This is a genomic window from Vreelandella sp. EE27, assembly GCF_968206495.1.
In genome coordinates, this window is sequence record NZ_OZ309109.1 from 1,248,750 (window position 1) to 1,275,735 (window position 26,986).

The following is a 26,986-nucleotide window of genomic DNA, read 5'->3' on the forward strand; positions in this document are numbered from 1 at the left end:
ACAGGGCTTTCTATACAGCCTTGGCGTTTAAGTCAACTACTCGTGATTGCGAAAGTGGTGATTACCCAGGACAATGCCCCCTTGACCGCCCTCCGGGCGGGGCGATTATGTCAGCGAGGCATGCATAACGTGGTGAAATGCGCGGTAAGAGTATGGGTATTTTGCGGCGCGCTACTGGCGCTTTTACTCCTCGCGGGGGCGCCGAGCGCGATGGCCGTCGAGGTGGAGGGCGTGCCTGCCCGGGAAGAGCTCGACGAGCGGCTGAGTGCGATCGAAGAGGCCGAAGGCGAGCCGAGCGAGCAGCAACAAAGTGAGATTCAGGCGCTTGAGGCAGCGCTGGACGCCTACGAACGGTTGGGCGCGATGGAAGAGCGCCTGGCCACGCTCGAACAGCGTATGGAGGAGTCGCCGGCGGCGCTGCTTCGCCTGGAGCGTGAGCTCAACGAGGCCGAACAGGCCAGCCAGCAGCTCAACGCCGGTGATCTAAGCGATATGGCGCTTTCGAATCTGGAGAGCCGCCAGGCCGATGCGGTGGTCGCGCTACAGCAATTGCAAGGCCAGTTGGCGGATGCCAACTCGCAACTGCTGGCGGCGCAAACGCTGCCCGAGCGTGCCCAGCAGGCCATTTCCAATGCGATCCAGCGTAGCGAGCGGTTGCGCCGGGAAGTGGACGACCGCGAAGCCCTGCTTGCCGACCGCCAGCTTTCGGCGCAAAACGATGCCAACCTGATCCAGCTGCGTCTGAATCGTACGGTGGCCGAGCGTGAAATGAGCCTCAATCAGCGCGAGCTCAGCGCCAATAGCCGCCTGCGCGAGCTGGCCCAACGCCGCCGCGATTTGCTCTCGCTGCAAATCGACGAACAGGAGCAGCAGCTCAACTTGCTCCAGGGCGTGATCGACCGCCAGCGCCGGCTACAGTCGGAGCAGGCCATTGCCGACGCCGCCCGGGAGGACCCGCTGGTGGCCGAAGGTCACCCGGTGGTGCTACGTGCCCAGCAGGTCAATCAGGAGCTGAGTCTGGAACTTTTGCGCGCCACCGACCGCTCCAACGGTATCGTCCGCGAAAATATCGAAGCCCAACGCCAGCTCGATCACGTCCGCCAGCTCCAGCGAAGCCTCAACGAACAGCTCGACGCCATTCGCGGCAGCCAGCTTCTGTCGCGCATTTTGGTCGAGCAGCGCCAGTCCCTGCCCGTGATCGCGCCGCGCCACGACCTGCAGGATGAAATCGCCGATCTACGTCTGAAACAGTTCGATCTGGTCCGCCAGCGCGACCAGCTTCGCCAGGGCGAGCGGCTGGCCAATCAGCGCTTGGAAGAGGCCGGGGTCGAAGTGACGGCGGGGCTGGTCGATTCGCTCTCGCGGCTCTACCAGTCGCGCCGCGAGCTCGTCGACCAGCTCGAGCAGACCTACGGCGGGCTTTTGAGCGCGGCCATCGAGCTTCAGCTCAATCAGCAGCAGCTTCTGGAGATTTCTCGTAACCTTCGCACCACCATCGACGAGCAGCTTTTTTGGGTGGCCAGCAGCCGCCCGCTGGATGTCGCTTGGCTTAGGCAGTTGCCGCAGAATCTACGTATCGAATGGCGCGAAGGCGAGTGGCGAAACCTGTTGCCGTCCCGTTGGGAAGGCCTCTCCTGGGAGGTGCTGGCCGGGGCGCCGCTCGTTTTGATCAGCCTGTTGCTGATGGGCCTTCGAGCGCGCATCAAGGCGGGGCTTACGCGAATCCATTCGCAAATCGGCCGGCTCAAAAGCGACACCCAGGGACATACGCCCCGGGCGGTTTTACTCAATGCGCTACTGGCGATCCCCGGGCCGCTGGTCTTGGCCGGGGTGGGGGTCGGGCTAAGGACCGGTGAAGGGCCGGCCTCGCAGAGTCTGGCACTGGCGTTTTTACAGCTGTCGCTTAGCTGGGGGGCGATTGCCTGGGGGCGACGGCTGCTGGTGCCCGACGGCGTGGCCGAGCGCCACTTCACCTGGTCGGCGGGTTACGGTGCCAAGCTGCGCCAGCTCCTTGGCGGGCTCGGAATTGCGCTGTCGCTGGTGGTGGTGATCGCCACGCTCTCAGCACCCATGCAAACGCCGCTCGCCCAGCGCCCGCTGGCGCTGGGGCTTTTCTTCGTGTCGCTTGGCGCCATGAGCTGGTGGCTGGCGAAGTTGATTCTCGCCCACGTGCCGTTTTTCGGCGTGCGGCTTTTCAGGCTGCTGCTGGGCCTGGGGATCGCCGCCGTGCCGCTGGTGCTGTTTAGCCTGGTCGCCTGGGGGTTCGAATACACCGCCCTTCGCCTGGTGGGGCGTTTTGCCATGACGCTCTATATTCTGGGGCTTTGGATCATCGTCGAGGCTACGGTGGTGCGAAGCCTGGCCGTGGCGGCCCGGCGACTTGCCTACCGCCGGGCGCTGGCAAGGCGCCGGGCCCAGGTGCAGGAGGGCGCCGAAGGCGGGCTCGAAGTGGTCGAGGAGCCACCGCTGGATATGCAGCAGATCAATAGCCAGTCGCTACGGCTTTCCAAACTGATTCTTTTGATCGGCTTTACCACGCTTTTATACCTGGTGTGGTCGGATCTGCTCACCGTGCTGGGCTACCTGGACCAGGTCTCGATCTGGGACGCCGAAGACGGCGATCTGGTCGGCAATACGCTCTCGATCAGCGATGTATTCACGGCGCTTTTGGTCGTGGCGGTGACGATCATCATGGCCAGCAACCTGCCGGGACTTTTGGAAGTCTCGGTACTGTCGCGGCTTTCGCTCAAGCAGGGCAGCGCCTATGCAATCACCTCGCTTTTGTCCTACACCATCGTGGGGACCGGCGTGGTCATGGCGCTGGCGACCCTCGGCGTTTCCTGGGACAAGCTTCAGTGGTTGGTGGCCGCGCTCAGCGTGGGGTTGGGCTTTGGCCTTCAGGAGATATTCGCCAACTTCATCTCGGGGCTGATCATCTTGTTCGAGCGACCGATTCGTATTGGCGACACTATCACCCTTGGCAACCTGCACGGCACCGTGAGCCGGATACGTATTCGCGCCACGACGGTCACGGATTTCGACCGTAAAGAGATCATCATCCCCAATAAAACCTTCGTGACCGACCAGCTGATCAACTGGTCGCTGTCGGATAACGTCACCCGGGTGGTGCTCACATTCGGGGTGTCCCACGGTTCGGATCTCGAGCGCGTCCATACCCTGCTGCGCCAAGCCGCCGACGAGAATGCCCGGGTGCTGGTCGACCCGGAGCCTCAGGTGTTCTGTGTCAGCTACGGACCGCACAGCCTCAACTTCGAACTGCGCATCTTCGTCAACGACCTGGTGGATCGTCTGTTCGCCGCCGACGAGGTGAACTGCCGAGTAGACGCGCTCTTGCGCGAGGCGGGTATTCGCGTGGCCTTCGAGCAGATGGACGTTTGGCTGCACCGCGACGAGTCCGAGCCGGTCAAGGTGCAGTCCGCACAGCAGTTGCCACCGGCTTCGCTAAGCTAGCTCAGGCCCGGGTGGCCAGCAGCAAAAATTCCCGATTGCCGTCACCCCCGGTAATCGGGCTCTCCTGCCAGTGGGTCACCTTCATATCGTGCTCACCACAGCAATCAAGCACACGGGTTTTGACCTCGGCAAAGCGGCTGGCGTCGTGTACCACGCCCCGCTTGTCGAGCGCTTTGGGGTCGAGCTCGAACTGCGGCTTCACCAGTGACAAAAGCCGCCCGCCAGGCGGGAGTAGCGCGGCGAGCTCGGGAATGATCAGCGTTTGGGAAATAAACGAGACATCCATTACCGCAATATCCGCCGGGTGCTGTTCGAGAGCGCCTAAAAGCGCCTCACAGCGGCTCATGGCCCGCGCGTTCAGCCCCTCCAGGCAGGTGACCCGGCTATCTTCGCGAAGAAGCGCGGCGAGTTGGCCGTGGCCGACTTCCACACCGATCACGTGGCGGGCGCCAAAGCGCAGGGCGCAATCGGTGAAGCCACCGGTTGACTGGCCAATATCGAGCGCGTTGAGTCCGTCCAGGCGCATATCCAGCGCGTGCAGCACGCCTTCGAGCTTCAAACCGGCCCGGGAGACGTAGCGCTCCTCCGGGTCGTCGCTGATAAGAAACGTAGTGTCCGACGGCCATTTCTCCGAGGCCCGGGTCAGGGGCGTGCCGTCTTCAAGGCTTACGCGGCCGTTGCGAATGAGGCGCTGGGCGCGAGTACGGGAGCTGGCAAGCCCCAGGCTTGCCAGTAGTTGGTCGAGTCGTGTCATGTCGAAAGCGTTAACAGGGTGAGTGGGGCGGGTGGCTTGCCTGAAGTTCGATGGCGGGCAGGCGCGCGGCCCCCCAGCTGCGGTGCAGGTAGCCTTCCACGCGTTCGAGCTCGTCGCGGGGTACCGTCGCCGGCTCGCCGCGCTCCAGCGGGTCGTGGTGATAAATATAAAGCCGGGAGGTGAACTGATCGAAGGGCAGCGAAGCCTCGCCGAAGCGCTCGCCAAAACCGGCGGTGCTGACCTTCACACCGTCGCCCCAATCCTGGCCGCTGTCGTTATTGGGGTTGAAAAAATAGACGCGCATGGTGTCCGTCGGGTCGAGGGAGGTGCGCAAAATGGTAATGGCGTGCCAGCCGATGAAGCGCCCGGCGCTGTCGGTGACGGCGATGCCCGCGGGCTGCGGGTGAATCAGCGGTTGGTTGCCGTTATAAAACGGATGATAGCTTGCGTAAAAGTGGCGGATGAAGGCGTCCACGTCGCAAAGCTTGCCGCTTTGGACATCGACGTTGATGCGAAAGCCACGCCCGGACCACCAGCCGTGAAACTCCGGGTTGACCCAGCGGTGCGGGTCGCCTTCGCGGCCAATGCAGCGCCGCCCCATTTCGGCGTAAATACGGTCCAGATGCGGCACCACGATCAGCGAGACCGGATCGAGGTCCATGGGAAGCGCTGTGGCCACCCCGGATACGCTCTCTTTCGAGGAGATCGGCTGGCCTTCGAAGTGCATGATGATCTCGTCGTCCCGGGTCGCCCATGCGACCATTTGCAGCAGGTAGTCCGGGTCGTTGTAGGCCCACATCGAAAGCGCGCGAGCGGATTGGCAGGTCGGGTTATTACCCTGGCCCACCCCCAGCGGCAGCCCCAGCAAACAGAGCACGCCCTCCATGAGCCGGGCGTTCGGGCTGACCGTATCGCCATAGGTGTTGGTCAGCCGCGCCCTGGCCCAGTCGGAAATCGCTAGATTGAGCTGACGCCACATGGCGGGCGCCACCGGAGGCTGGTAGAGAATGCCGCGCTCGAGCAGCAGCGCCAGACCGTACACCGCCTGGGCGGTGGCAGGGTGGACACTTTCTCGAATCAAGCCGTGCACCAGCTCGCGATAGCACAGCATGCAGTCGCGCCCGGTCGCCGAGAGGCCCAGCGCCTCGCCCAGCAGGTGGTCGCTCTCATCCAGACAAAAGCGCAGCAGCACCGCGTGGTAAGGCGACACCAGTCCGGTATCGTGCATGGCGCGGGCGCAGCCGGTGGATTCGGCCTGGAGCGCGGTGGTATCCATGCCCTCGAGGCGGCGCTGATAAATCTCGACCCCCGGGTCTTCGCGGCAGGCCTGGGTTGGCCCGAAAAGCGAGCTGACCAGCCGGTCGGCCCCCTGGCCGCTGGCGCCCAGGTCGATGTCCGGGTTGGCCTGGCATAGCGCGATCTGGGTGATCATCTGCTTGATGCCGTCGACCTGGACCGGACGCTGCTTCAGGATACGCCAGATCTCCTCGATCAGTTGATCGAGGATGTGTTCAAAACCGATGCGCTGAGCCAGGTATTGGAAAAGCGTGCGGGAGAGCGTGGCAAGCCGGCCTTGCGTTTCGCGCTCGGCCTCGCTTGCCGCGCTGAATAAAAGGGTCAGGTTGAGCGCCATCACCTGGGTCAGATAGTGGTGCGCCTGCTCCTGAGTAATCAGGGTGTGACGGTACTCGCCCTTGGCCACGGCCAGCAGACGAAGCTCGCTGAGTGCCTCGATCACCACGGTGTTAGGATCGGCGCTTTTGAGGGCGAACGTGGCAAGTGTGGGCTGCAAGTACTGGGGCGTTTCCCAGTCAGAGCCTTGAAAAACCGCAGCGGATTCAAAATCCGCTGTACGGCTTTCGATTGCCTGGCAACCACCGTCTTGCATGAGGACACGGCGAGCCGTGTCCAGTACGCGAGGCAGTTTTTCGGGCCGGCTGAACGCGGGGGCCTCTTTTAACCTGTGTAGCGCGTCATCCAGTTTTTCCAAAAGCCCGACGAGCTTCGGCGGTTCTGCTTCATTGGCGGTCGTCACAACGGCTCCTTTTCCCGACAAGGGCGGGGATTATACATAGAAGTCGAGGTCTTCCTGATGTTTTAGCAGATCGCGCAGGGTATGGGCGTCGTCGCCCTTGAAGTAAATCAGGCCCCAGTGGGTACCGAACGCGGTGCGCTTGGTGACCGTTTCCTCGAGCGGCGTGGTCAGTTCGTGGGACTCGAAGTAGGGGTGATCCTCGGTCTCTTCGGGAATTTCCAGACGGCTGACCACGCGGCGGCGCGGATAAACGCCGAAGCAGCCGGCGAAGCCATTGGCATCGACCACTTCTTTGGGGAAGAACGCGGCGACCTCCTCCGGAGTGCTTTTCGGGTCGAACACCAGCATCGAAGCCTGATAGGCGTTGAAACCGTACACCCGCTCCAAAAGCTCGAACACCTTGAACCCCGGCGGACGGTAGGCCACTTCGCCAAAGTACATTTCACCGTCGCTGGTGACGAAGTACTCGGGATGGATCAAGCCAAACTCGATATCGAAGGTCTTGATGAGCTTTTCGATCTGGGCGGTGATCTGTGCGCGGTACTTTTCGAGCTCTGGCGATGCGGGCACGAAGACCGAGTAGCCCAGGGTCACGTACTCGGAAATGTTCAAAAAGGCGATTTTACCGTTATGAATCCACGCTTCGACGGCGAATTCCCAGCCATCGAGGTGCGATTCCATCAAGACCGGAAACTCTTCTTCCGGGATGAGATCGACTTCGTCCGGGGTGCGAATGACGCGGTGGCCCAAACAGCCGGCCTTGTCGAAGGCTTTCAAGTGAATCGGGTCGTTGGGGTCGCCGTCGAGCTTGAGCAGCGTCTGGTTGACGCGCTTCAAAAAGCGAATGACGTCGTCTTTATCGTGGGCCTCTTCGAAGATGCCCACGCGGATGCCGCCGAGCTGCGCGCGGCGTTTCATCAGCGCTTTATCGCGTAAAAGCAGCGACTGGCCGTAAAGGCGGGGGTTATCCAACAGCACCGAGTTGATGGCGCCGGCCCACTCGACGGTCTCTTCGAACAGCGGAATGGCGACATCCACGCCTTTGTCCTTCAGGGTTTCGGCGATTTCCAGCGACCGGTCGTTGAGGCGCTCGAAATTCCACGGTACGTGGGGGATGTTGTGCTGCTGGCAGTACTCTTCGGCCCAATCGGGGGCAACCACGATATAGCGGCGGTCGAATTTTTCCGCTGCTTCGATGGCATTAAGGCTCCAACCAAGTAGGGCGATATAACCCTTATTTGAATCCTTTTCCATACTGGTAACTCCTTTGGGGTGAAAAAATACCTGCGCTGACACGACCATACACCACTTGGCTACCCGGAACAGGGCGGCTTGATTACGTGCATCAACGGTACAAAAGCGTTAAACGTGCACGCGGCAGTAAAAGGCAGGCACATGAATATGGTAGTCTAGGTTCGGAGTTTTAACCTTTAAACGGCAAGAGGATAGGGCCAGGATGGCGACCAGGCCGGTCTACCGAGTAGTCGTTCACCAGCAGGGTGAAGTGTGGGATTTATACGTCAGAGAGATCTTTCAAAGCGAACTCTGGGGGTTTATTGAAGTCGAGGAGTTTGTCTTTGACGATGCTTCACGGATGGTAGTGGATCCCGGCGTGGAGAAACTACAGCGCACCTTCGAGGGCGTGAAGCGCAGCTACCTGCCGCTCAATGCCATCGTGCGTATCGACGAAGTCGAGCGCGAGGGCCCGCTGAAGGTCGTCAAAAGCGATACTCGGGTCGCTGAGTTTACGCGTCCTTTCCCGCTGCCTCCCCGCGGCGAAGGGTGAGTATAAAGCCCCGCCCTCGTTCAAGCGGCTGCTATTGGCGTATGTATTTACGATCAGGATTTGATGTCATGCAAGTAAAAAAGTCTCGTTTATTGGGGTGTCTGGCCACCACCGGTTTTTTGTTGAGTACCGTAAGCCCCCAGGTGCTGGCGCAAACCGAGGGTCAGGCGTGGGTGAGTGAAGAGCTGAGCACGTTCGTGCGCAGCGGCCCGACGGACGGCTACCGGATCGTCGGAACGTTAAACGCCGGCGAGCAGGTAGAGGTACTGGAAGAGAGCGGCAGCTACACGCGCGTACGCGGCAACGGTGGCGATGCCGTTTGGGTGCTGAGCGAAGAGCTACAGCAAACCCAAAGCGCCCGGGAACAACTGCCCGAGCTCGAAGAGCAGGTAGAGGAGTTGGCCGACGAACTCGAAGGCATCAACGACACCTGGGAGGAGCGCGTCGCCTCGATGCGCGATACCCTTGAGGTTCGCGAACAGCGCATTGCCGAGCTCGAAGCGCGCAATAGCGAGCTCGATAGCGAAGCCGATCACTCCCGCCAGCAGGTGCGTGCGCTACAGGCCCGCCTGGACACTCAGGAGGAGGATCTATTGATGCGCTACTTCATGTACGGCGGTGGCGTGGCCGGTGCGGGGCTGCTGGTCGGCCTGATCGTGCCGCATCTGCCGCGCCGGCGTAAAAAACGCGACCGCTGGTTTTAAGAGGCCTTGATGGAAAACGCGTGGCGCAAGCGCTGGCAAGAGGGGCGTATCGGCTTTCATCAAGCCTCGACCCACCCGGCACTCATCGAGCACTGGCCTGCCCTTGGCATTGCCAGAGACGCCAAAGTGCTGGTGCCGCTTTGCGGTAAAAGTCTGGACATGCGCTGGCTGGCCGATCAGGGCCATCCGGTGCTGGGCGTGGAGCTTGCCCCGGAGGCGGTCGCGCAGTTTTTAAGCGATTCCCCGGCCGGGGTGTCGCGCTACGAACAGGCCGGGTTCGAGGTGGTCCGTCAGGGCAGTATCGAGCTCTGGTGTGGCGACTTTTTCCATCTGCACATTCGCCAGACCTTCGAACTCGGCGCTTTCTACGATCGCGCTGCGCTGATCGCCCTGGCCCCGGCGGCGCGCCAGCGCTACGCCTTTCACCTTGCGCAACTGATTCCGCCCGGCGCGCGTGGGCTACTGGTGAGCGTCACTCACGAAAAAGAGGGCCAGGGGCCGCCGTTTAGCGTGCCGGAAGACGAGGTGCGAAAGCTATTGATGCCTAACTTCGCGCTGGAACTTCTGGGGAGGGGCGCCGCCGATGCGCGCGGAATGAGCGAGCAGGTGTGGGCGCTCAAGCGGCGCGGGCCAGTGTGACCCGCGCTTTCATGCTTAGCGCGCCAAAAGTCTGGCAAGCTCCGGGTCGCTGAACGCCCGGTTCAGGCCGTCGCTCAACAGGTCGTTGATCATGCGCGTGTTGGTCGCTTCACCGGGTTTGATGGCATAGCCCTGGGTGCGCCGCGAGGTGTAGGTACCCGTGTACGTCGTGCCGCGGTTTTGCGCAATGGCGCGAAACACCGCTTCGATACGCGCCTCGTCCACCAGGGGCTGTCCGCTATCGCCCTGGCCGTAGTGCAGGCTGGCAAGCTCGAGGGTCAGGCTAGGGCCGCCCTGGGCGGGGCTGGTGGTCGGGTTGAAGCCCATTTCCTGAACGGCGCGCTCCGCCTCGGCTTGCAGCCGCGGAATCACTTCGTGGCTATTCACGGTGATCTGAGCCGTGGACATGCTGCCCCCGGCGCGGGTGCCGATCACTTCGCTTTCCCGGGCGTCCACCGCGGCCACGCTGACCTGTTGACCCGAACCCACCTGGGGCACCTCGGCGGTGCGCTCCGGGCTAAGCTGAAGATATTGAGGGCTTGCGCAACCGGCAAGCAGTACGCCGGCAACCAGCGCTGTAGACAGCGATAAAAAATGACGCCGAAGCATGGTGTTTCTCCGCGATGGCTAAAAGGTGAGTATAGCGTGCGCCGGGGCGCCGGGTACATTCAAACGCCGACGTTTGCGCAAGGCGCTAACAAGAGGACGTTCATGAAACGCAATGAGCTTTTTTCAGCCGCCGAGCCTGCCAATCTACTCCCCCGGGACGGCGAAGCGTTCTACCAGGGCCAGGTGCTCAGCGAAGCGGAAGCCACGCTTTATTTGGCGCGCTGCGTGGAGGAGCTGGACTGGGCCCAGGAGCGGTTGGTGATGTTCGGCCGCGAGATCGTTACAAAGCGCAAGGTTGCCTGGTATGCGGATGCGCCCACCGCCTACACCTACTCCGGCCAAACCAAGGCGGCCAGGCCCTGGCCTGCGTTATTGCTGGCGCTGAAAGCGCAGGTGGAGGCCGAAAGCGGGGCGCATTTCAACTCGTGCCTTTGTAACCTTTACCACTCCGGTGATGAGGGCATGGGGTGGCACAGCGATGACGAGAAAGAGCTCGCCCCGGAAGGCGTGATCGCTTCGCTCACCCTGGGCGGGCAGCGGCGCTTTTCGTTCAAGCACAAGGCAAGCAAGGAGAGGGTGTCGCTGGCGTTGGAACACGGCAGCCTTTTGATCATGCAGGGCACGACCCAAACCCACTGGTGGCACAGCCTGCCCAAAACCAAAAAAAGCCAGGAGATGCGGGTCAACCTGACCTTTCGACAAATGCAAAACGCCGCTCCATGAGCGGCGTTTTTGGTTAGTCCGAATGCGCCTGCTGTGTTTGGGGGGCATCATCGGCAAAGCGGTGCCAGCGGCGGGGGTGAGCGTAGAGGCGCTGGCCGCGGTGGATGTTTAGCCGCTCGAAATCCGCGTGGCGCACCGTGACAAGCCAGGGGGCGGCCAGCCAGTCGGCCTCGAGCTCCACGCGTACCTCGGCGCCGACCAGCGAGAACGCGGTGATCGTCACCGGCAGGTGAACGCCTTGCTCGAAGGTTTCGCTCAGGCGAACTTCGTGGGGGCGCAGCAAAAGCTCCTCGTCGCCGTCGGGGAGATCGACCCGCAAATGCGCGTCGCCGCAGGTGAGTACGCCGCCTCGCACGCGTCCTTCCAAATGGTTGACGTCGCCCAGAAACTCGAACACGAAGCGGTTTTTCGGCGCCCGGTAGAGCGCCTCGGGTGTGTCGATTTGCTCGATACGCCCGTTGCTCATCACCACGACCCGATCCGAAAGCTCCAGCGCCTCCTCCTGGTCGTGGGTCACGAATACGCTGGTGAAGTTGAGCTCTTCGTGCAGGCGGCGCAGCCAGCGGCGCAGGTCCTGGCGGACCTTCGCGTCCAGCGCGCCGAAGGGTTCGTCGAGGAGCAGTACGTCGGGTTCGACCGCCAGAGCGCGGGCAAGCGATACGCGCTGCTGTTGGCCGCCGGAGAGCTGAGCGGGCAGGCGGTTGGCGAACTGCTCGAGCTTGACCATTTCCAAAAGCCTAAAGACCCGCGCGCGAATCTCGCCTTTGGAAGGGCGCTGGCTGCGCGGCATGACGGTCAGCCCGAAGGCGATGTTGTCGTAAACGCTCATGTGGCGAAAAAGCGCGTAGTCCTGAAAGACGAACCCGATGCGCCGGTCGCGCACGTGTACGTTCGTCACATCGCGTTCGCCGAACATGATTTTGCCCGCACTCGGCGAGCGGTCGGCGTTTTCGAGCCCGGCGATGATACGCAGTAGCGTGGTTTTACCCGACCCCGAAGGCCCCAAAAGGCCCACCAGCTCGCCGTCATGAATGTCGAGATCGATCGGTTCGAGCGCCTGGGTCTCGCCGAAATGCTTGGCAATATTGTGCAGTTGAATGCTCATGAGAAAGCCTTCCGGCGGGTAGCGCGCCACTGCAAAGCGGCCTTGGCGGCAAGCGTGAGTAGCGCGATCAACGCAAGCAGCGCCGCGCTCGAAAACGCCCCGACCGCGTTGTAATCCTGGTAAAGCTGCTCGAGGTGAAGCGGCAAGGTATTGGTCTGGCCCCGAATGGCACCCGAGACCACCGACACCGCGCCGAATTCGCCCACCGCACGGGCATTGGTCAGAATGACGCCGTATAAAAGCGCCCAGCGGATGTTGGGCAGCGTGATCCGCCGAAAGACGGTAAAGCCCGAGGCGCCCAGGGTTACCGCGGCTTCTTCTTCCCGCGAGCCCTGGGCCTGCATCAGCGGAATCAGCTCCCGGGCAACGAAGGGGCAGGTGACGAACACCGTGACCATCAAGATACCCGGCCAGGCGAACATCAGTTGAATATCATAACCGTCCAGAAAGCGTCCGATCCAGCCGCCCCGCCCGTACAGCAGCAGGTAGACAAGCCCTGCCACCACCGGCGATACCGCAAAGGGAATATCGATCAGCGTTTGCAGAATCCGCCGGCCCGGAAAGGTGAACCGGGTCACCAGCCACGCCAGCGCCACGCCGAACACCAAACAGATGGGGATGGTCATGAGCGCGATGACGAGCGTCAGACCAATGGCGTGAAGGGTGTAGACATTGCTGACGTTTTGCCAGAACACCGCCACGCCCTGGGAGAACGCCTGGGCAAAAATGGCCACCAGGGGCAGTAGTAAAAAAAGCGCCGACAGCAACACCGCAGCACTAATCAACGAGCGCCGAACGGCCGGCGCGTCACCTACGCGGCGCATTAGCCATTTCCTCCGTGCAGGCGGCGCACAAAGCGCCCCTGCCAAACGTTAATGGCCAGCAGTAGTGCAAGCGAGGTGAACAGCACGATCGAAGCGATCGCCGAGGCCCCGGCATAGTCGTACTCCTGAAGCCGAACAAAGATCATCAACGCGGTGATTTCGGTCTCGTAAGGCATGTTGCCAGCGATGAAGATGATCGCCCCGAACTCACCTAGCGAGCGCACGAAGGCAAGCCCGGTGCCGGTGACCAGGGCCGGCCACAGGTGCGGCATGATCACCCTGCGAAAGGCGACGCTGTCGGTCGCACCCAGCGCCATCGCTGCCTCGTCGATCTCGGCGGGCAAATCCTCGAGCACCGGCTGCACCGTGCGTACCACGAAGGGGATACTGGTAAACGCCATGGCCAGCGCAATGCCCACCCAGGTGTACGCCACTTGAAAGCCGAGGGGTTCGAGCAGCCGGCCCATCCAGCCGTTGCTGGCGTAGAGCGTGGCAAGCGTTATCCCCGCCACTGCGGTGGGCAGGGCGAAGGGCAGATCCATCAGCGCGTCCAGAAGGCGCTTGCCGGGAAACTCGTAGCGCACCAATACCCAGGCCAGCAGCAGCCCGAAGAGCGCATTCACCAACGCGGCCACCGCCGCTGCGCCCAGGGTGACCGCGTAGCTTGCGACCACGCGGCCCTCGGTAATGATCGCCCAGTATTGGGCCAGGCTAAGCCCGGCCAATTGGCCGAACAGGCCAGTGATCGGCAGCAGCAGTACCAGCGAGATGAACAGTACGCTGATACCCATGGACAGCCCAAAACCCGGCAGCACGCGCGTGCTGCCGGATGACCGAAAGGTTAACTGACGCATATTTGACCGTTAGCGACGCTGAAGCTGGTCGAGCATGCCGCCGCTTTCGAAGTGCGTCTCCATGATGTCGTCCCAGCTGCCGAACACGTCGTCGACGTTGAAAAGCTCGGTTTCCGGGAAGTCATCGGAAAATTCCTCCAGAACGGTTTCATCGTGTACCCGGTAGTTGAAGCCGGCCAGCGTACGCTGAGCCTCTTCGGTGTACAGGTACTCAAGGTAGCCTTCGGCCAGATCGGTATTGCCGTTACGCTCGGCGTTTTCGGACACGACCGCGACCGGGAATTCGGCCAGCACGCTCATCGGCGGTACGATGACTTCGTAGTCGTCGCTGCCGTATTCGCGGCGGATGTTGTTGACCTCGGACTCGAAGCTGATCAGCACGTCACCGATGCCGCGCTCGATGAAGCTGGTGGTCGCCCCTCGGCCGCCGGTGTCGAACACCGCGACGTTGGCGAGCAGCGTGCGCATGAAGTCCTGAATCTGCTCTTCGTCGCCGTCGAACTCACGGTCGGCAAAGCCCCAGGCCGCCAGGTAAGTGTAGCGCGCGTTACCCGAGGTTTTCGGGTTGGGGAAGACCAGCTCGACGTCCTCTTGTACCAGGTCGTCCCAGCTCTCGATGCCCTTGGGGTTGTCCTTTCGCACCAAAAAAGCGGTGGTGGAGTAGTAGGGCGAGGCGTTGTTCTCGAGCGCGCTCTGCCAGTCTTCATCGACCAGACCCGCCTCGGCGAGTACGTCGACATCGGTCACCTGGTTGAACGTCACGACATCGGCGCGAAGGCCCTGCATGATGGCGCGAGCCTGGGCGGAAGAGCCGCCGTGGGACTGACTGACGCTCACCTCTTCGTCGTGCTCCTCTTGCCACCACTCGACGAAGTCCGGATTGATCGCCACGAACAACTCCCGGGCGATGTCATAAGAAGAGTTCAAGAGCTCGCGCTCCTGGGCTATGGCGGTGCCGGTAGCGCCGGCGGCGGCGCTACCCAGGGCAATGGCCAGCACGGTACGGCTAAAGGGCGCGGATAAAACAGAAGCTAAACGCATCGAATTTTCCTTGTTGAAAGTGGGCGATAGTTCGAACGTCCGGGGGATCATGCTTCAAAACGCTCAGAGCGTTCTTGCCATAGACGTTTTCGCGATAAGACAAGGTTAGTCCTTGATTTAAGGAATTACAATTGCGTTTAATATTCAATTAAGGAATATGAATGTTCCCGATCCCTTTGTTGGAGTTGCGCCTGAGCTTTAGCACGCGCTCTGTTACCATATGCGCTTTATCCGGCGCCTCTTGAAGGCGCAAAGCCGCCTTGCTCAGGAGCGTTTCATGACCGCGTCCCAGGAATTTTTAATCGCCCCTTCGATTCTATCCGCCAACTTTGCTCGCCTGGGCGAAGAGGTCGACAACGTGCTGGCCTCCGGCGCGGATATCGTCCACTTCGACGTGATGGACAATCATTACGTGCCCAACCTCACCATCGGGCCGATGGTGTGCAAGGCGCTTCGCGCGCACGGCGTGACCGCGCCGATCGACGTTCACCTGATGGTCAAGCCGGTGGATCGCATGATCAGCGATTTCATCGACGCCGGGGCGAGTTACATCACCTTTCACCCCGAGGCGTCCGAGCATATCGACCGTTCGCTACAGCTGATTCGCGATGGCGGCTGCAAGGCCGGGCTGGTCTTCAACCCGGCCACGCCGCTATCGCACCTGGATTACGTGATGGACAAGATCGACATGGTGCTGTTGATGAGCGTCAATCCGGGTTTTGGCGGGCAGTCGTTCATTCCCGGTACGCTCGACAAGCTACGCGAGGCCCGCGCGCGCATCGACGCCGCGGACCACCCTATCAAGCTGGAGGTGGACGGCGGCGTCAAGGTCGATAACATCGGCGAGATCGCCGCTGCCGGGGCGGATACCTTCGTAGCGGGCTCGGCGATCTTCAGCGCCCACCGCTCACAAGACCCCCACGGCTACGACTCGGTCATCAAAGCGCTGCGCGGCCAACTGCCCGCGCGCTAAACTGCCTGTGCGCTAAAGAGGGGATTCGGGCTCAGTGAAGCTTCATTTTGGGCTTCAGGTAGCGGTTTAGCTTATCCACCACCCAGGTGAGCCCGGTTTTGGGCACGCCGTGAATCGATACCTGGTGCATACGGTAGAGCGAAGCGTAGGCGTTGCGCGCCATCCAACCTTCGAGGAACAGCCCGCGGGAAGCGCCGCCGCGCATCAGGTTACCGACCGCATCGTAGCGGGCAAGCGACACCAGCGAGCCGTTATCGCGGTATTTGAACGGCTTCAAGAACTTGCCCGCCAAAGCTCTGTCGAGGTTGTCCGCCAGCACGCCCGCCTGCTGGCGTACCGCCTGCGCCCTCGGGGGCACCGTCGAGTCGTCACCCTGGGGGCAGCTTGCGCAGTCGCCCATGGCGAAAATGCACGCGTCGTCCACGCTTTGCATGGTCTGCTCGACGCACACCTGGTTTTTCTTGTTCACCGTCAGGCCAAGCTCGGTCAGAAAATCCGGCGCCTTGATGCCCGCGGCCCAAACGTTGAGATCGGTTTCGATCACCTCGCCATCCTTGGTGACGAGCTGGTACTCCTGAGCCTCTTCGATGGCGGTGTCCACGTGAATGTTCACACCCAGGGTTTCGAGCTCCTTGTGAACGGTTTGGCTGACCCGCTCGGATAGGGCGGGGAGTACTCTGGGCGCGGCTTCGATCAGATGGACGCTGATCTGGTTGTCGTCCACGTGGGTCACATCATAGGCGTTGAGCAGGCGGGTGATATCCAAAAGCTCCGCGGCAAGTTCGACGCCGGTCGCGCCGCCGCCCACGATCCCCACGCTCAGCGTGGTGTTCTTTCTAAGCCGTGGGTCGGTATAGCGCAAGAACGTGTTGATCATGTCACGCTGAAACGCCTTGGCCTGGTCCGGCGAGTCGATGAAGTGGCAGTACTCGGCCACGCCCTTAGTGCCGAAGTCGTTGGACACGCTGCCCAACGAGAGCACCAGGTAGTCGTAGGTGAGGGTGCGTTCGGGCAGCACCTCTTCGCCGTCTTCGTCCAGGATGGGCGCAAGATCGAGGGTTTTGCTTTCGCGGTCGAGCCCGGATAGCGAGCCGCGCTGGTAGCGGTAGCCATGGGCGCTGGAGTGGCCACGAAAGTCGACCTCATCCATGGTGGAGTTCAAAACACCGGTCGCCATCTCGTGCAAAAGCGGCTTCCATACGTGGGTGGCGTTGCGGTCCAGCAACACGATCTCGGCACGCTTTTTCTTGCCAAGCGTTCGTCCCAGGCGCGTCGCCAGGGCCAGGCCCCCCGCGCCACCGCCGACAATCACAATCCTTGGTATGGCCATTGATGTCTCCTTGGCAAACGTATCCCTCGCAAACGGATTTCTTGCAGATTCGTTGCATGCAAACTCATTGCGAAAAGGCTGGCTCTAGCATAGAGGGTTCTGATGAATCTGACGAATGCCTGGCTTGCAACATCCGTCATTTCAAAGAGAAAAATCTTAACGTCGTTTGATAAACGCGCCATCCTTGGGCCGGCAACATTCATCTTTTAACGAGCATCAGGGAAGTCGACCAATGCACGCGATTTTAACGGACAAACAGCTTATCGCCTTCGACCTGGACGGCACGTTGATCGATTCCGTGCCGGATCTTGCGGTGGGCGTACAAAAGGCCCTGGAAGAGGTGGGCGTGGTAGCGCCTGACGAGGGGCTGGTACGCGATTGGGTCGGCAACGGCGCTTTGGTGCTGGTCGAGCGCGCGCTTACCTGGGCGCTTGACGAGCCGCCGGAATCGACGCTTTTGCATACCGCCTTCAATGCCTTTATGCGCCATTACGGCAATGCGCCTTACGCGCGCACTACCCTGTATGACGGCGCGTTCGAGGCGCTGACTGCGCTCAAAGAGGCCGGGTTTGTACTGGTATTGATCACCAACAAGCCCGAGAGCTTTATCGCGCCTATTTTGAGCCACTTCGGGCTCTGCGAGCATTTCGCCCTCTGTATCGGTGGCGATACGCTGGCCGAAAAAAAGCCGCATCCGTTGCCGCTTCTACACGCCGCCAACACCCTGGGCGTAAAGGCCGGCGCCTGCGTGATGGTGGGGGACTCCAAACACGATATCGAGGCGGGCAAGGCGGCGGGCTTTACGAGCGTGGCACTGCCCTACGGCTATAACCACGGTGAGCCGATCGAGGCGAGCCGCCCGGATCTGTGTATCGACACCCTTGCCGCCCTTATCGATTAGAGGGTCTTTATTCGGGGCGGGCGCCGCCCAGCGCCTTGTGAAGCAGCTCGGCGTTGTAACCCAGCATCGCCGGGTAGTTATAAGCGGGGCCGTCCGAATCGCCGAGCGTATCGACGTAGAGCGGGCCGGCCAGCGCAATGTTGCTCTCGCGGGAAAGCGCGTCCATGTGGATATAAGGCGTGGTGCTCTCGAAAAACAGCGCCGGCGGGCGGGTTTCGCTCAGCCGCTCGCTCATCGCAGCCATATCGAAGGCGCTGCCTAGCCGTTCGTTGTTGCTTCCCCAGATAGCGGCGTACTCGAAGCCGAACGCCCGGGCGAAATAGCCCATACCGGCTTCGCTGGTAAACAGCACCCGGTTGGTTTGCGGAATACCCTCCAGACGCTCGCGAATTCGCTCGCTCAACAGTGTCAGCGACTCCCGGGCTTGTTCGGCGCGGGCGCCGAACGCCGCCGTTTTCTCCGGGTAGTGCTCGCTAAGCGTTTGCGCGATGACATCGATGTAGGCGATGGCGCCGGCCGGGTCCATCCACATGTGCGGGTCGACACTGCCTGCGTACTGGCCCGCCTGGACGGGGAGGCCCTCGAAATCGGCGCGCTCGGCCACCGCCTTCAGGCGTAGCCTTTGGTCGGCCATCGCCTCGACGTGTCTAAGCCAGGGCTCGAGGCCGTAGCCGTTGTAAAAGACGATATCCGCCTCTTCGATCGCCAGTACGTTGGGCGGGGTCAGCTCCCAGCGATGCACGTCCTGGCTGGGAGGCACGATGGTCACGACGCTGATATCGTCGCCGGCGATACGGCGCACCAGATCGCCGATCACTGAAAACGAGGCAATCACCTTGAACGAGGGGGCGGCCTTGGCGGGCAGGGTCATCAACATTAGACCGGCCACCAGCAGGCACCCCAGGAGTGCTCGTTGCTTCATTACATGTATCCCTTGATAAAAAAACGGCCGATCATAGTGATTGCGCTAACGGGTTACCAGTTCCTTTCGCGATGCTATCGATTTTCTTGACGTAAAAGGGCGGGCAAAGCGTGCCATGATCGTGCCGCTGCCCCTGCACCCCGTCGTCCGGTTAGGGTATCATCGTTTTTAACCGATTGATTAGTTGGATGAGGTAAGCGTGGCGGCAGCGCAGCACAAACAGCGTGTACTCATGATCGATAACTACGATAGCTTTACGTACAACATCGTTCAGTACCTGAGTGAGCTTGGCGCCGAGGTGATCACCTATCGCCACGACGCGATCACCCTCGAGGCGATCCGCGCGCTTGCGCCGTCGCATCTGATGATTTCGCCAGGCCCTTGCACGCCCAACGAGGCGGGCATTTCGCTTGCGGCCATCGAGCACTTCGCCGGCGAGCTGCCGATTTTAGGGGTGTGTTTGGGTCATCAGGCGATTGGCCAGGCCTTCGGCGCACGCGTGGTGAGAGCGCCGCGCGTGATGCACGGCAAGACCTCGCGTATCGAGCATACCGGCCAGGGTGTTTTTCACGCGCTCGACTCGCCTTTGGAAGTGACTCGCTATCATTCGCTAGTAATCGAGCGCGAAAGCCTGCCCGACTGCTTCGAAGTCACGGCCTGGACGACGAAGGCGGACGAGACGCCGGGGCTGATCATGGGGTTTCGCCACAAGACCCTTGATCTCGAAGGGGTGCAGTTTCATCCTGAGTCGATTCTGACCCGCCAGGGCCACGCGCTCCTGGCCAACTTTTTACAGCGTACCTGATCGCTACACATTCACGTTTAGAGGCTTGTCTGCTCATGCAAATGCGAGACGCCATCAACGCGGTCATGCGCCGCGAAGATCTATCTTTTGACGCCATGCGCACGCTGATGCACCAGATCATGACCGGCGAAGCCTCGGACGCGCAGATCGGGGGCTTGCTGGTTGGGCTCTCCATGAAGGGGGAGAGCGCCACCGAGATCAGCGCCGCCGCCCAGGTGATGCGCGATCTGATGCGCCCGGTCACGCTCAGCGCCGAGAACGTGGTGGATATCGTCGGCACCGGCGGCGACGGGGCGAATCTTTTCAACGTGTCCACCGCCTCGAGCTTCGTGGCCGCCGCCGCCGGGGCGCACGTCGCCAAGCACGGCAACCGCAGCGTTTCGTCCTCTTCGGGGAGCGCGGACCTTTTCGATATCGCCGGCATCTATTTGGACTTGTCACCGCAGCAGGTGGCGCGCTGTATCGAACAGGTCGGGGTGGGGTTCATGTTCGCGCCCAATCATCACCCGGCGATGCGCTACGCGATCGGCCCGCGCCGCGAAATGGGCGTGCGTACGCTGTTCAACATTCTGGGCCCCTTGACCAACCCCGCCAGCGCCCCCAACCAGGTGTTGGGCGTCTATGCGCCAGAGCTCGTTGCGCTAATGGCCGAGGCGCTCAGAAAACTGGGGAGTCGCCACGCCCTGGTGGTGCACTCCGAAGACGGCCTCGACGAGATCTCGCTGGCCGCGCCTACCCGGGTGGCCGAGCTAAAAGACGGCGCTATTCACGAGTACACGATCACCCCGGAAGAGCTCGGTATCGAGCGCCAAAGCCTGGCCTCTTTGAAAGCGGCCACTGCCGAGGATAGCCTGCGTTTGGTCAAGGCTGCCCTGGTGGGCGACGGCCCGGAGGCGGATATCGTCGCGCTCAACGCCGGAGCGGCGCTTTACTGCTCGGGTGTCGCGGACACCTTGAAAGAAGGGGTGATCGTTGCCCAGGACGCCCAGGCCTCCAAACTGCCGCTCGAAAAGCTCAAGGAGCTTTCACACTTCACCAGCGTGTTTAAAGGGTAATTGTTATGAATCACCAGGCCACGCCGACCATTTTGACGCGTATTCTCGAGCGCAAGGACCAGGAAGTCGCCACGCGCCAAAAGGCGGTTTTAGAGGCGGATTTGCTCGCGCTTGCCGAAAAGCAGAGCGCGCCGCGCGGTTTTATCGACGCCCTGGACCGGCGTATCGCGGCAGGCGAGGCGGCGGTGATCGCCGAGGTGAAAAAGGCCTCGCCGTCGCGCGGGGTCATACGCGAGGCGTTTGATCCCGCCGCGATTGCCCAAAGCTATGAGGCGGGTGGGGCGGCATGTTTGTCCGTGCTGACCGACGCCGACTTCTTCCAGGGCCATGAGGACGACCTGATCGCGGCGCGAAACGCCTGTACGCTTCCGGTGATTCGCAAGGACTTCATCACCCACGCCTACCAGGTCACCGAGGCCCGCGCCATCGGCGCTGACTGCATCCTGCTGATTGTGGCAGCCCTCGATGATGCGACGCTCAAGGCGCTGCACCAAAAGGCCGGCGAGCTTGGCATGGACGTGCTGGTCGAGGTACACAGCGCCGAAGAGCTGACCCGGGCGCTGGCGCTGGATTTGAAGCTGGTGGGTATCAATAATCGTAACCTGCACACCTTCGAGACCGATCTCGATACGACGCTGACGCTTTTAGCGCGCGTGCCCGAGAACGTCACGGTAATCACCGAGTCCGGTATCCTGGATCGGGATCACGTGGCCAAAATGCGCGACAACAAGGTCAACGGCTTTCTGGTCGGCGAGGCCTTTATGCGTCAGGACGACCCGGGCCTCGCGCTTAACCAGCTTTTCTTTTAAAGGCCATTTTGAGGCTACTTGATAACGCTGCAGCGCCGAGTAGCCCTACGCGAGGGCGCCATTAATACATCCTTGTAGGCTACTTTCGCCATCCTTGGCGAAAGACCCTCGCTCCGTACCCTGCACGTATCGAGGACCTGGCGTCGCTCATCAAGCCGGCCCGGCGCTTTTCAGGCAGTTTAAAAGTGCCTGCAGCGGGTGCTCAAGCGCTTGGTTGGAATAGCGCTTGACCTGGCTGCGACACGAGTAGCCCGTCGCCAAAAGCCTGCCCGTGTTCTCTTCGGCCTCGACCTGGGGCTGCCAGGACTGGGCGTAGATGGTCTTGGATATTTCGACGTTGCGGGTTTCGTGGCCGTAGGTGCCGGACATTCCGCAGCAGCCCGTCGCCATCAAATCGAGCTTTAACCCAAAGGCGGCGAATACCTGCTGCCAGGCTTTGGGGCTGCCCGGGGCGTTGGTCTTTTCGGTGCAGTGGGAAAGAAGCTTGAAGCCCGGGTCCTTCATCGCGGCCTTGAAGGGGGCCAGGGTATGGGTTTGGGTGGCGAGCCACTCCTGAAGCATCAATACCTGGGGCACGGCGTCCGGGCCGAGAGCTTTGACGTACTCCTGGCGGTAGGTCAGCGTCATCGCCGGGTCGATGCCGACGAAGGGAATGTCGAACTCCGCAAGGGCGCGCAGACGTTTGGCCTGTTTCTCGGCAGTGCGCTCGAAGGCGCCCAAAAACCCCTGTACCTGCAGGGGTTTACCGTTGGCGCTAAACGGCAGCACGAACACGCGAAACTCCAGCCGAGCCAGAAGCTCCACCACGTCCAGCACCAGGTCCGCTTCCATGTGGGTCGTGAAGGCATCCTGAACCAGGATGACGCTTTTCGCCCGCTGGCGTTCGGTCAATAGTGCCAGGGCGGTCGGCGTTGCTTTGGCCACCCCCCAGGCGCGTAGCTGCTTTTTCACGCTGGCCCGCGAAAGCGTCGGGGTGTCACTCATGCCGATGGTGCGGCGCATAAAGCGCTCCATCCAGCGCTTTTCGATCACCGCGTTATAAAGCGGCGCCATTTTGGCAAGCCAGGGCAGGGTGAACTCGGTGGCGCCGATCACGTAGTCGCGCACCGGGCGCAGGTAGCGGCCGTGGTAGACCTCGAGAAACTGCGAGCGAAACTGCGGCACGTTGACCTTCACCGGGCACTGCCCGGCGCAGGACTTGCACGCCAGGCACCCGGCCATGGCGTCGTACACCTGGTGGGAGAAATCATGGTGCTGCTCGCGGCTGAACGTGTTGGCAACACGTTTGGGCAGGCTTTTGATAAAGCCCAGGCGCCCCTCGGCTTTTTTCTTGCGCGACTCTTCGACCACGTCGATACCGGCCCGGGACTGCAGGCGCAGCCACTCGCGTACCAGGCTCGCCCGGCCCTTGGGCGAGTGAATCCGGTCGCGGGTCGCCTTCCAGGAGGGGCACATCGGGTCATCGACATCGTAGTTGTAGCAGGCGCCGTTGCCGTTGCAGTACACCGCGGCGTCATACGCCTGCCAGGCACGCTCGTCGATGGTGCGATCGAGCTCGCCGCGAAGCGCCACGCCGTCGATGGCTAAAAGATCCGGGTCGCGGTCGACGGCGATCAGTGCGCTCTCTTTCAAGGGCGTGGCGATCTTGCCCGGGTTGAGCTGGTTGTGCGGATCGAAAGCGGCCTTGATCTTTTGCAGGCTAGGGTAGAGCTCGCCGAAGAATTTGGGCGAGTACTCCGAGCGCATTCCCTTGCCGTGTTCGCCCCAGAAAAGCCCGCCGTACTTTTGGGTCAGCGCGGCGACCTCATCGGAAAGCTCGCGAATCAGCGCTTGTTGGGCCGGGTCTTTCATGTCCAGCGCCGGGCGTACGTGCAGCACGCCGGCGTCCACGTGGCCGAACATGCCGTAGTCGAGGCCGTGGGCGTCCAAAAGCGCGCGAAACTCGCCGATATAATCCGCCAGGTGCTCCGGCGGCACCGCGGTGTCCTCGACAAAAGGCAGCGGGCGCTTCTCGCCCTGGACGTTACCGAGTAGCCCCACCGAGCGCTTGCGCATGCCGTACACCGTGGCGGTCTGCGCGCGGCCCAGCGCCTGAGTGTAGCCCAGGCGGGTAACCGTCGCGTCACCGGCCAGGTGCTCGCAAAACGTCGCTACGCGCTCTTTAAGGCGCGTTTCATCGTCGTCGCTGAACTCGATCAGGTTGATGCCGCCAACCGGAGTATCGCTTTCGGGGAAGAACTCGGCCACGCTGTCCCAAACGAAATCCTCCATGGCAAGCTTTAGCACCGTGTCGTCGATGGTCTCGATCGAGGTGGGGCGAGCGGTACTTGCCATCAACGCCTTGGCGTCGCGCAATGCCTCCATGAAACCTGGGTAGCGTACGTTGACCAGGGTGGTGTGCGGGGGGATCGGTAGCACGTTGAGCACCGCTTCGCTCACGAAGCCAAGCGAGCCTTCGCCGCCGCAGAGGAGGCTATTCAGGTTGAGCTGGCCCCGGGCATCGCGCAGGTGGGCCAGGTCATAGCCGGTCAGGCAGCGGTTGAGCGGCGGGAAGGTGGCGTCGATCAGTTCGCGCTGCCCGTCGATGATCTCGACAGCGGCGCGGTGAACGCGCCCCAGCACGCCGGGGTCTTGTAGGGCGTTTGCCTCGTCGTCGGCGCTTAGCGGCTGGCTATGTAAGTGCGCGCCGCCCAGCAATACGGTATCGAGCTCCAGCACATGGTCGCGGGTTTTGCCGTAGACGCAGCTACCCTGGCCGCTGGCATCGGTGGCGATCATACCGCCCAGGGTGGCCCGGTTGGAGGTCGAAAGCTCCGGCGCGAAGAAGAGCCCATGAGGCTTCAGCGCCGCGTTGAGCTGATCTTTCACGACGCCGGCTTGAACCCGCACCTGGCGGTTCTCCAGGTCGATATCGAGAATGCGATTCATATGGCGCGAGACATCCACCACCAGCCCATCGGTCAGCGATTGGCCGTTGGTACCGGTGCCGCCGCCGCGCGGGGTCAGGGCGATATCCCGGTAGGGCATCTCGAACGCGAGCTTGGTCAGGCGCTCCAGATCCTCGGCGTGCCTGGGGTACACCGCGGCCTGGGGCAGGCGCTGATAGATCGAGTTGTCCGTGGCCAGCACCGTGCGGTTGGCGTAGTCCGGAGTTATCTCGCCTTCGAAGCCCCGGGCGCGTAGCGCTTCCAGAAAGCGAAGGTAGGGCGCGGCGGGTTTGGCAAGCGGCGTCTTTCGCGAATCGAGCGATGCAATCATAGTGGGTCAAACCGTCACTGCGGGGCGGGTAAAAGAGGCGCTCTACTTTACCGCAGCCAGGGCGTCACTGCATCTTCTACCCCGATGCGAATAGGGGGTGGGAATAGGGGCTGAGGACTGGGGCTGGGTCAGGTGGGCTACGAACGTCACGAATCCAGGTACGTCGCTACCTGCCACCCGCTTTGCCCATAGCCCCCCGAGGCGCTTTTGCCTACAATAGGTGCCTTTGTCACCGGCGCTTTTCGCCGTGTTTATTTGATTGTTGCCAAGGAGTCCTCATGCTCGATCCGAAACTGCTGCGCGGAGATCTGGATGCGCTGGCGCAAAAGCTGGCCCGCCGGGGTTTTCAACTGGATAAAGAGGGGCTTCAGGCGCTGGAATCGCGCCGCCGCGAGCTGCAGACCCAGACCGAGCAGTTGCAAAACGAGCGTAATACCCGCTCCAAGGCGATCGGTAAGGCGAAGGCCAGCGGTGAGGACATCCAGCCGCTGCTGGACGAGGTGAGTGATCTCGGCGAGCGGCTGGAAAATGCCAAACAGGAACTTGCCAACGTACAGGCGCAGTGGGACGACGCGATCAGCGGTATTCCCAACGTGCCCCACGAAAGCGTCCCGGAAGGTAAAAACGAAGACGACAACGTCGAGCTTCACCGCTGGGGCACGCCGCGTACGTTCGATTTCGAAGTGCTCGATCATGTCGATCTGGGCAAGAAGTCCGGCTATCTCGACTTTGACCTGGCATCGAAACTGACCGGCGCGCGCTTTGCGGTCATGCGCGGCCCCATCGCGCGCCTGCACCGGGCGCTGGCGCAGTTCATGCTGGACACCCAGACTCTCGAGCACGGCTACGAAGAGTGCTACGTGCCCTACATGGTCAACCGCGATTCCCTCATGGGAACCGGGCAACTGCCGAAATTCGGCGAGGATTTGTTCAAGCTCGACGACGAGCGTGAATATCACCTGATTCCGACCTCGGAAGTGCCGTTGACCAACTTCGTGCGCGACGAGATCGTCGACCAGGCCGTGCTTCCCATGAAGCTAACCGCCCACACGCCGTGCTTTCGTAGTGAAGCGGGCTCCCACGGGCGCGATACCCGGGGCATGATCCGCCAGCATCAGTTCGACAAGGTCGAAATGGTCCAGATCGTCGACCCCGACACGAGCTACGAAGCCCTCGATGAAATGCGCGGCCACGCCGAGGCGATTTTGCAGGCCCTCGAGTTACCGTACCGGGTGGTAACGCTGTGTACCGGGGATATGAGCGTTAGTGCGGCGAAAACCTATGACCTGGAAGTCTGGCTGCCAAGCCAGGAGACGTTCCGCGAGATCTCTTCGGTCTCCAATTGCGAGGATTTCCAGGCGCGGCGTATGCAGGCGCGTTTCAGAAAGCCGGATACGAAAAAGCCCCAGCTGCTGCATACCCTGAACGGTTCGGGATTGGCAGTGGGGCGCTGCCTGCTGGCGGTCATGGAGAATCACCAGCAGGCGGATGGCTCGGTGGTTATTCCTGAGCCGTTGCGTGCGTATCTGGGCGGTCTGGAGCGTCTTGCCCTGTAAGCGCCCATTCGACGCTTACGCCGGCGTCGATGCGAATGATACCCGGGCGGTAGTCGGCGCTACTTTCCTCGTTTGACCGACTATCCGCCTGCATGGCCATCATGCGTGGCTGAAATACCGGGGACTGGGTTTCGGCAATATGCTGCACCTCGCCAAGCTCGGTTCCCAGCGTCTGGGCCATCAGCTCGGCTTTGCGCTGGGCTTTTTCCAACGCGCTCACCAGCGCTTCGTCGGTGGCGGCGTCGCGGTCCTGAAGGTCGAATTGAACGCCGTCGAGAGCATTCACGCCGGCCTCCATTAGCGCCTCCAGTACGTCGTTGAGCTGGTCGAGGTCATCGAGTTCGACGTTGAAAGGGCGCTCGATACGGGTGCGCATCATCGGCGCCTCGCCGCTGTCGCTTTGGGGCTGGCTCATCTGTTCCTGGTAGACGTTCAAAGAGCCTGCGCTAATGGCGCGCTTATCCAGGCCTGCTTCTTCCATGGCCTCGATCAGTTGGCTTGCGCGCTCTTCAAGGCGCTGACGGGCGTCTCTAAGTGCGCCGCTGTCGCTGTCTTCCAGAGACGAGACCGCCGGCGTGTTTTCCCAAAGACGCGCGGAGAGCGCCGCCTTGTCGGGCTCCACCTCCACAAAGGATTGGGCCTGAACGCTGAGCCCAGGCGCAGGCTGGACAGGCTGGACGGCCATGGCGCTGGGGGCACACAGCAGCGCCGTAACGGCGGCGGCGCCCAGCAGTTGGTAGCGAATCTTCATCAGCGAGCGGGCGTAAGGGTTTAAAGTCATTGAACGGTTCCTGTTTAAAACGCTGGATGGAAGTAGCCAAGGGAAATGGCT

At 61.8% G+C, this 26,986-nt stretch carries 23 protein-coding genes; 11 read left to right on the top strand and 12 right to left on the bottom strand.

Annotated elements, in window-relative coordinates; genetic code table 11:
• Nucleotides 1-120: 120 nt before the first annotated feature.
• A complete protein-coding gene (mscK, locus tag ACWHVV_RS06030) occupies nt 121-3,471 on the top strand; it encodes a mechanosensitive channel MscK (RefSeq protein ID WP_447928533.1) in 3,351 nt (1,116 codons plus the stop codon).
• 1 nt (nt 3,472) lies between these two features.
• Here mscK and ACWHVV_RS06035 read toward each other — a convergent pair whose 3' ends face one another.
• The 3 genes from ACWHVV_RS06035 to ACWHVV_RS06045 are packed head-to-tail and all read right to left on the bottom strand — an operon-like array spanning nt 3,473 to nt 7,514.
• The gene (locus ACWHVV_RS06035; RefSeq protein ID WP_447928534.1) at nt 3,473-4,225 is read right to left on the bottom strand and encodes a TlyA family RNA methyltransferase; all 753 of its coding nucleotides are present in this window, start codon (nt 4,223-4,225) and stop codon (nt 3,473-3,475) included.
• A 10-nt stretch (nt 4,226-4,235) separates the two neighbouring features.
• Entirely contained in the window at nt 4,236-6,260 is a 2,025-nt protein-coding gene (locus ACWHVV_RS06040) for a hypothetical protein (RefSeq protein ID WP_447928535.1), read from the bottom strand.
• Between the two features lie 30 nt (nt 6,261-6,290).
• Nucleotides 6,291-7,514 carry an ATP-grasp domain-containing protein gene (locus ACWHVV_RS06045; protein ID WP_447928536.1) on the bottom strand — a complete coding sequence of 408 codons (1,224 nt, stop codon included), beginning with the start codon at nt 7,512-7,514 and terminating at the stop codon, nt 6,291-6,293.
• Nucleotides 7,515-7,716: 202 nt separating this feature from the next.
• Here ACWHVV_RS06045 and ACWHVV_RS06050 point away from each other — a divergent pair, with 202 nt between their 5' ends.
• The 3 genes from ACWHVV_RS06050 to ACWHVV_RS06060 all read left to right on the top strand — a co-directional run bounded on the left by ACWHVV_RS06050 (nt 7,717) and on the right by ACWHVV_RS06060 (nt 9,389).
• Nucleotides 7,717-8,046, top strand: coding sequence for a DUF1820 family protein (locus ACWHVV_RS06050; protein WP_447928537.1), 330 nt, complete (start codon nt 7,717-7,719; stop codon nt 8,044-8,046).
• Between the two features lie 68 nt (nt 8,047-8,114).
• Nucleotides 8,115-8,750, top strand: coding sequence for a TIGR04211 family SH3 domain-containing protein (locus tag ACWHVV_RS06055; protein WP_447928538.1), 636 nt, complete (start codon nt 8,115-8,117; stop codon nt 8,748-8,750).
• 9 nt (nt 8,751-8,759) lie between these two features.
• Nucleotides 8,760-9,389, top strand: coding sequence for a thiopurine S-methyltransferase (locus ACWHVV_RS06060; RefSeq protein ID WP_447928539.1), 630 nt, complete (start codon nt 8,760-8,762; stop codon nt 9,387-9,389).
• 15 nt (nt 9,390-9,404) lie between these two features.
• Here the strand turns inward: ACWHVV_RS06060 and ACWHVV_RS06065 are convergent, their stop codons facing one another.
• On the bottom strand, nt 9,405-9,998 hold the full coding sequence (locus tag ACWHVV_RS06065) for a YajG family lipoprotein (RefSeq protein WP_447895568.1): 594 nt from the start codon (nt 9,996-9,998) through the stop codon (nt 9,405-9,407).
• 102 nt (nt 9,999-10,100) lie between these two features.
• On the opposite strand from ACWHVV_RS06065, the gene ACWHVV_RS06070 reads away from it, so the two are divergent.
• Nucleotides 10,101-10,721, top strand: coding sequence for an alpha-ketoglutarate-dependent dioxygenase AlkB family protein (locus ACWHVV_RS06070; protein WP_447928540.1), 621 nt, complete (start codon nt 10,101-10,103; stop codon nt 10,719-10,721).
• A gap of 13 nt (nt 10,722-10,734) precedes the next feature.
• Here the strand turns inward: ACWHVV_RS06070 and ACWHVV_RS06075 are convergent, their stop codons facing one another.
• Genes ACWHVV_RS06075 through cysP form a run of 4 tightly spaced genes read right to left on the bottom strand, consistent with a single transcriptional unit; the run spans nt 10,735 to nt 14,545 of the window.
• The gene (locus ACWHVV_RS06075) at nt 10,735-11,826 is read right to left on the bottom strand and encodes a sulfate/molybdate ABC transporter ATP-binding protein (protein WP_447928541.1); all 1,092 of its coding nucleotides are present in this window, start codon (nt 11,824-11,826) and stop codon (nt 10,735-10,737) included.
• Nucleotides 11,823-12,650 carry a sulfate ABC transporter permease subunit CysW gene (cysW, locus tag ACWHVV_RS06080; RefSeq protein WP_447928542.1) on the bottom strand — a complete coding sequence of 276 codons (828 nt, stop codon included), beginning with the start codon at nt 12,648-12,650 and terminating at the stop codon, nt 11,823-11,825. Before cysW ends, ACWHVV_RS06075 begins: the two co-directional genes overlap by 4 nt.
• Nucleotides 12,650-13,504, bottom strand: a complete 855-nt coding sequence (cysT, locus tag ACWHVV_RS06085) for a sulfate ABC transporter permease subunit CysT (RefSeq protein ID WP_447928543.1) — start codon at nt 13,502-13,504, stop codon at nt 12,650-12,652. Before cysT ends, cysW begins: the two co-directional genes overlap by 1 nt.
• A gap of 9 nt (nt 13,505-13,513) precedes the next feature.
• A complete protein-coding gene (gene cysP, locus ACWHVV_RS06090) occupies nt 13,514-14,545 on the bottom strand; it encodes a thiosulfate ABC transporter substrate-binding protein CysP (RefSeq protein ID WP_447928544.1) in 1,032 nt (343 codons plus the stop codon).
• Nucleotides 14,546-14,822: 277 nt separating this feature from the next.
• On the opposite strand from cysP, the gene rpe reads away from it, so the two are divergent.
• Entirely contained in the window at nt 14,823-15,518 is a 696-nt protein-coding gene (rpe, locus tag ACWHVV_RS06095; RefSeq protein WP_447928545.1) for a ribulose-phosphate 3-epimerase, read from the top strand.
• A gap of 31 nt (nt 15,519-15,549) precedes the next feature.
• On the opposite strand, the gene ACWHVV_RS06100 is transcribed toward rpe, so the two are convergent.
• Nucleotides 15,550-16,848, bottom strand: coding sequence for an NAD(P)/FAD-dependent oxidoreductase (locus ACWHVV_RS06100; RefSeq protein ID WP_447928546.1), 1,299 nt, complete (start codon nt 16,846-16,848; stop codon nt 15,550-15,552).
• 232 nt (nt 16,849-17,080) lie between these two features.
• Between ACWHVV_RS06100 and ACWHVV_RS06105 the strand changes: the two genes are divergently transcribed.
• Entirely contained in the window at nt 17,081-17,749 is a 669-nt protein-coding gene (locus tag ACWHVV_RS06105) for a phosphoglycolate phosphatase (RefSeq protein WP_447928547.1), read from the top strand.
• 7 nt (nt 17,750-17,756) lie between these two features.
• Here ACWHVV_RS06105 and ACWHVV_RS06110 read toward each other — a convergent pair whose 3' ends face one another.
• Nucleotides 17,757-18,671 (bottom strand): metal ABC transporter solute-binding protein, Zn/Mn family, encoded by a 915-nt coding sequence (locus tag ACWHVV_RS06110; protein WP_447928548.1) that lies wholly within the window; start codon nt 18,669-18,671, stop codon nt 17,757-17,759.
• 232 nt (nt 18,672-18,903) lie between these two features.
• Between ACWHVV_RS06110 and ACWHVV_RS06115 the strand changes: the two genes are divergently transcribed.
• Genes ACWHVV_RS06115 through trpC form a run of 3 tightly spaced genes read left to right on the top strand, consistent with a single transcriptional unit; the run spans nt 18,904 to nt 21,340 of the window.
• Nucleotides 18,904-19,476, top strand: a complete 573-nt coding sequence (locus tag ACWHVV_RS06115) for an anthranilate synthase component II (protein WP_447928549.1) — start codon at nt 18,904-18,906, stop codon at nt 19,474-19,476.
• Between the two features lie 35 nt (nt 19,477-19,511).
• Nucleotides 19,512-20,531, top strand: a complete 1,020-nt coding sequence (trpD, locus tag ACWHVV_RS06120) for an anthranilate phosphoribosyltransferase (protein WP_447895580.1) — start codon at nt 19,512-19,514, stop codon at nt 20,529-20,531.
• Nucleotides 20,532-20,536: 5 nt separating this feature from the next.
• Nucleotides 20,537-21,340 carry an indole-3-glycerol phosphate synthase TrpC gene (gene trpC, locus ACWHVV_RS06125; protein WP_447928550.1) on the top strand — a complete coding sequence of 268 codons (804 nt, stop codon included), beginning with the start codon at nt 20,537-20,539 and terminating at the stop codon, nt 21,338-21,340.
• 150 nt (nt 21,341-21,490) lie between these two features.
• Here the strand turns inward: trpC and ydiJ are convergent, their stop codons facing one another.
• On the bottom strand, nt 21,491-24,598 hold the full coding sequence (ydiJ, locus tag ACWHVV_RS06130) for a D-2-hydroxyglutarate dehydrogenase YdiJ (RefSeq protein ID WP_447928551.1): 3,108 nt from the start codon (nt 24,596-24,598) through the stop codon (nt 21,491-21,493).
• A gap of 278 nt (nt 24,599-24,876) precedes the next feature.
• On the opposite strand from ydiJ, the gene serS reads away from it, so the two are divergent.
• Nucleotides 24,877-26,154 carry a serine--tRNA ligase gene (gene serS / locus ACWHVV_RS06135; protein ID WP_447928552.1) on the top strand — a complete coding sequence of 426 codons (1,278 nt, stop codon included), beginning with the start codon at nt 24,877-24,879 and terminating at the stop codon, nt 26,152-26,154.
• Here serS and ACWHVV_RS06140 read toward each other — a convergent pair.
• Nucleotides 26,099-26,935, bottom strand: coding sequence for an SIMPL domain-containing protein (locus ACWHVV_RS06140; protein WP_447928553.1), 837 nt, complete (start codon nt 26,933-26,935; stop codon nt 26,099-26,101). The genes serS and ACWHVV_RS06140 overlap by 56 nt on opposite strands.
• Nucleotides 26,936-26,986: the final 51 nt, after the last annotated feature.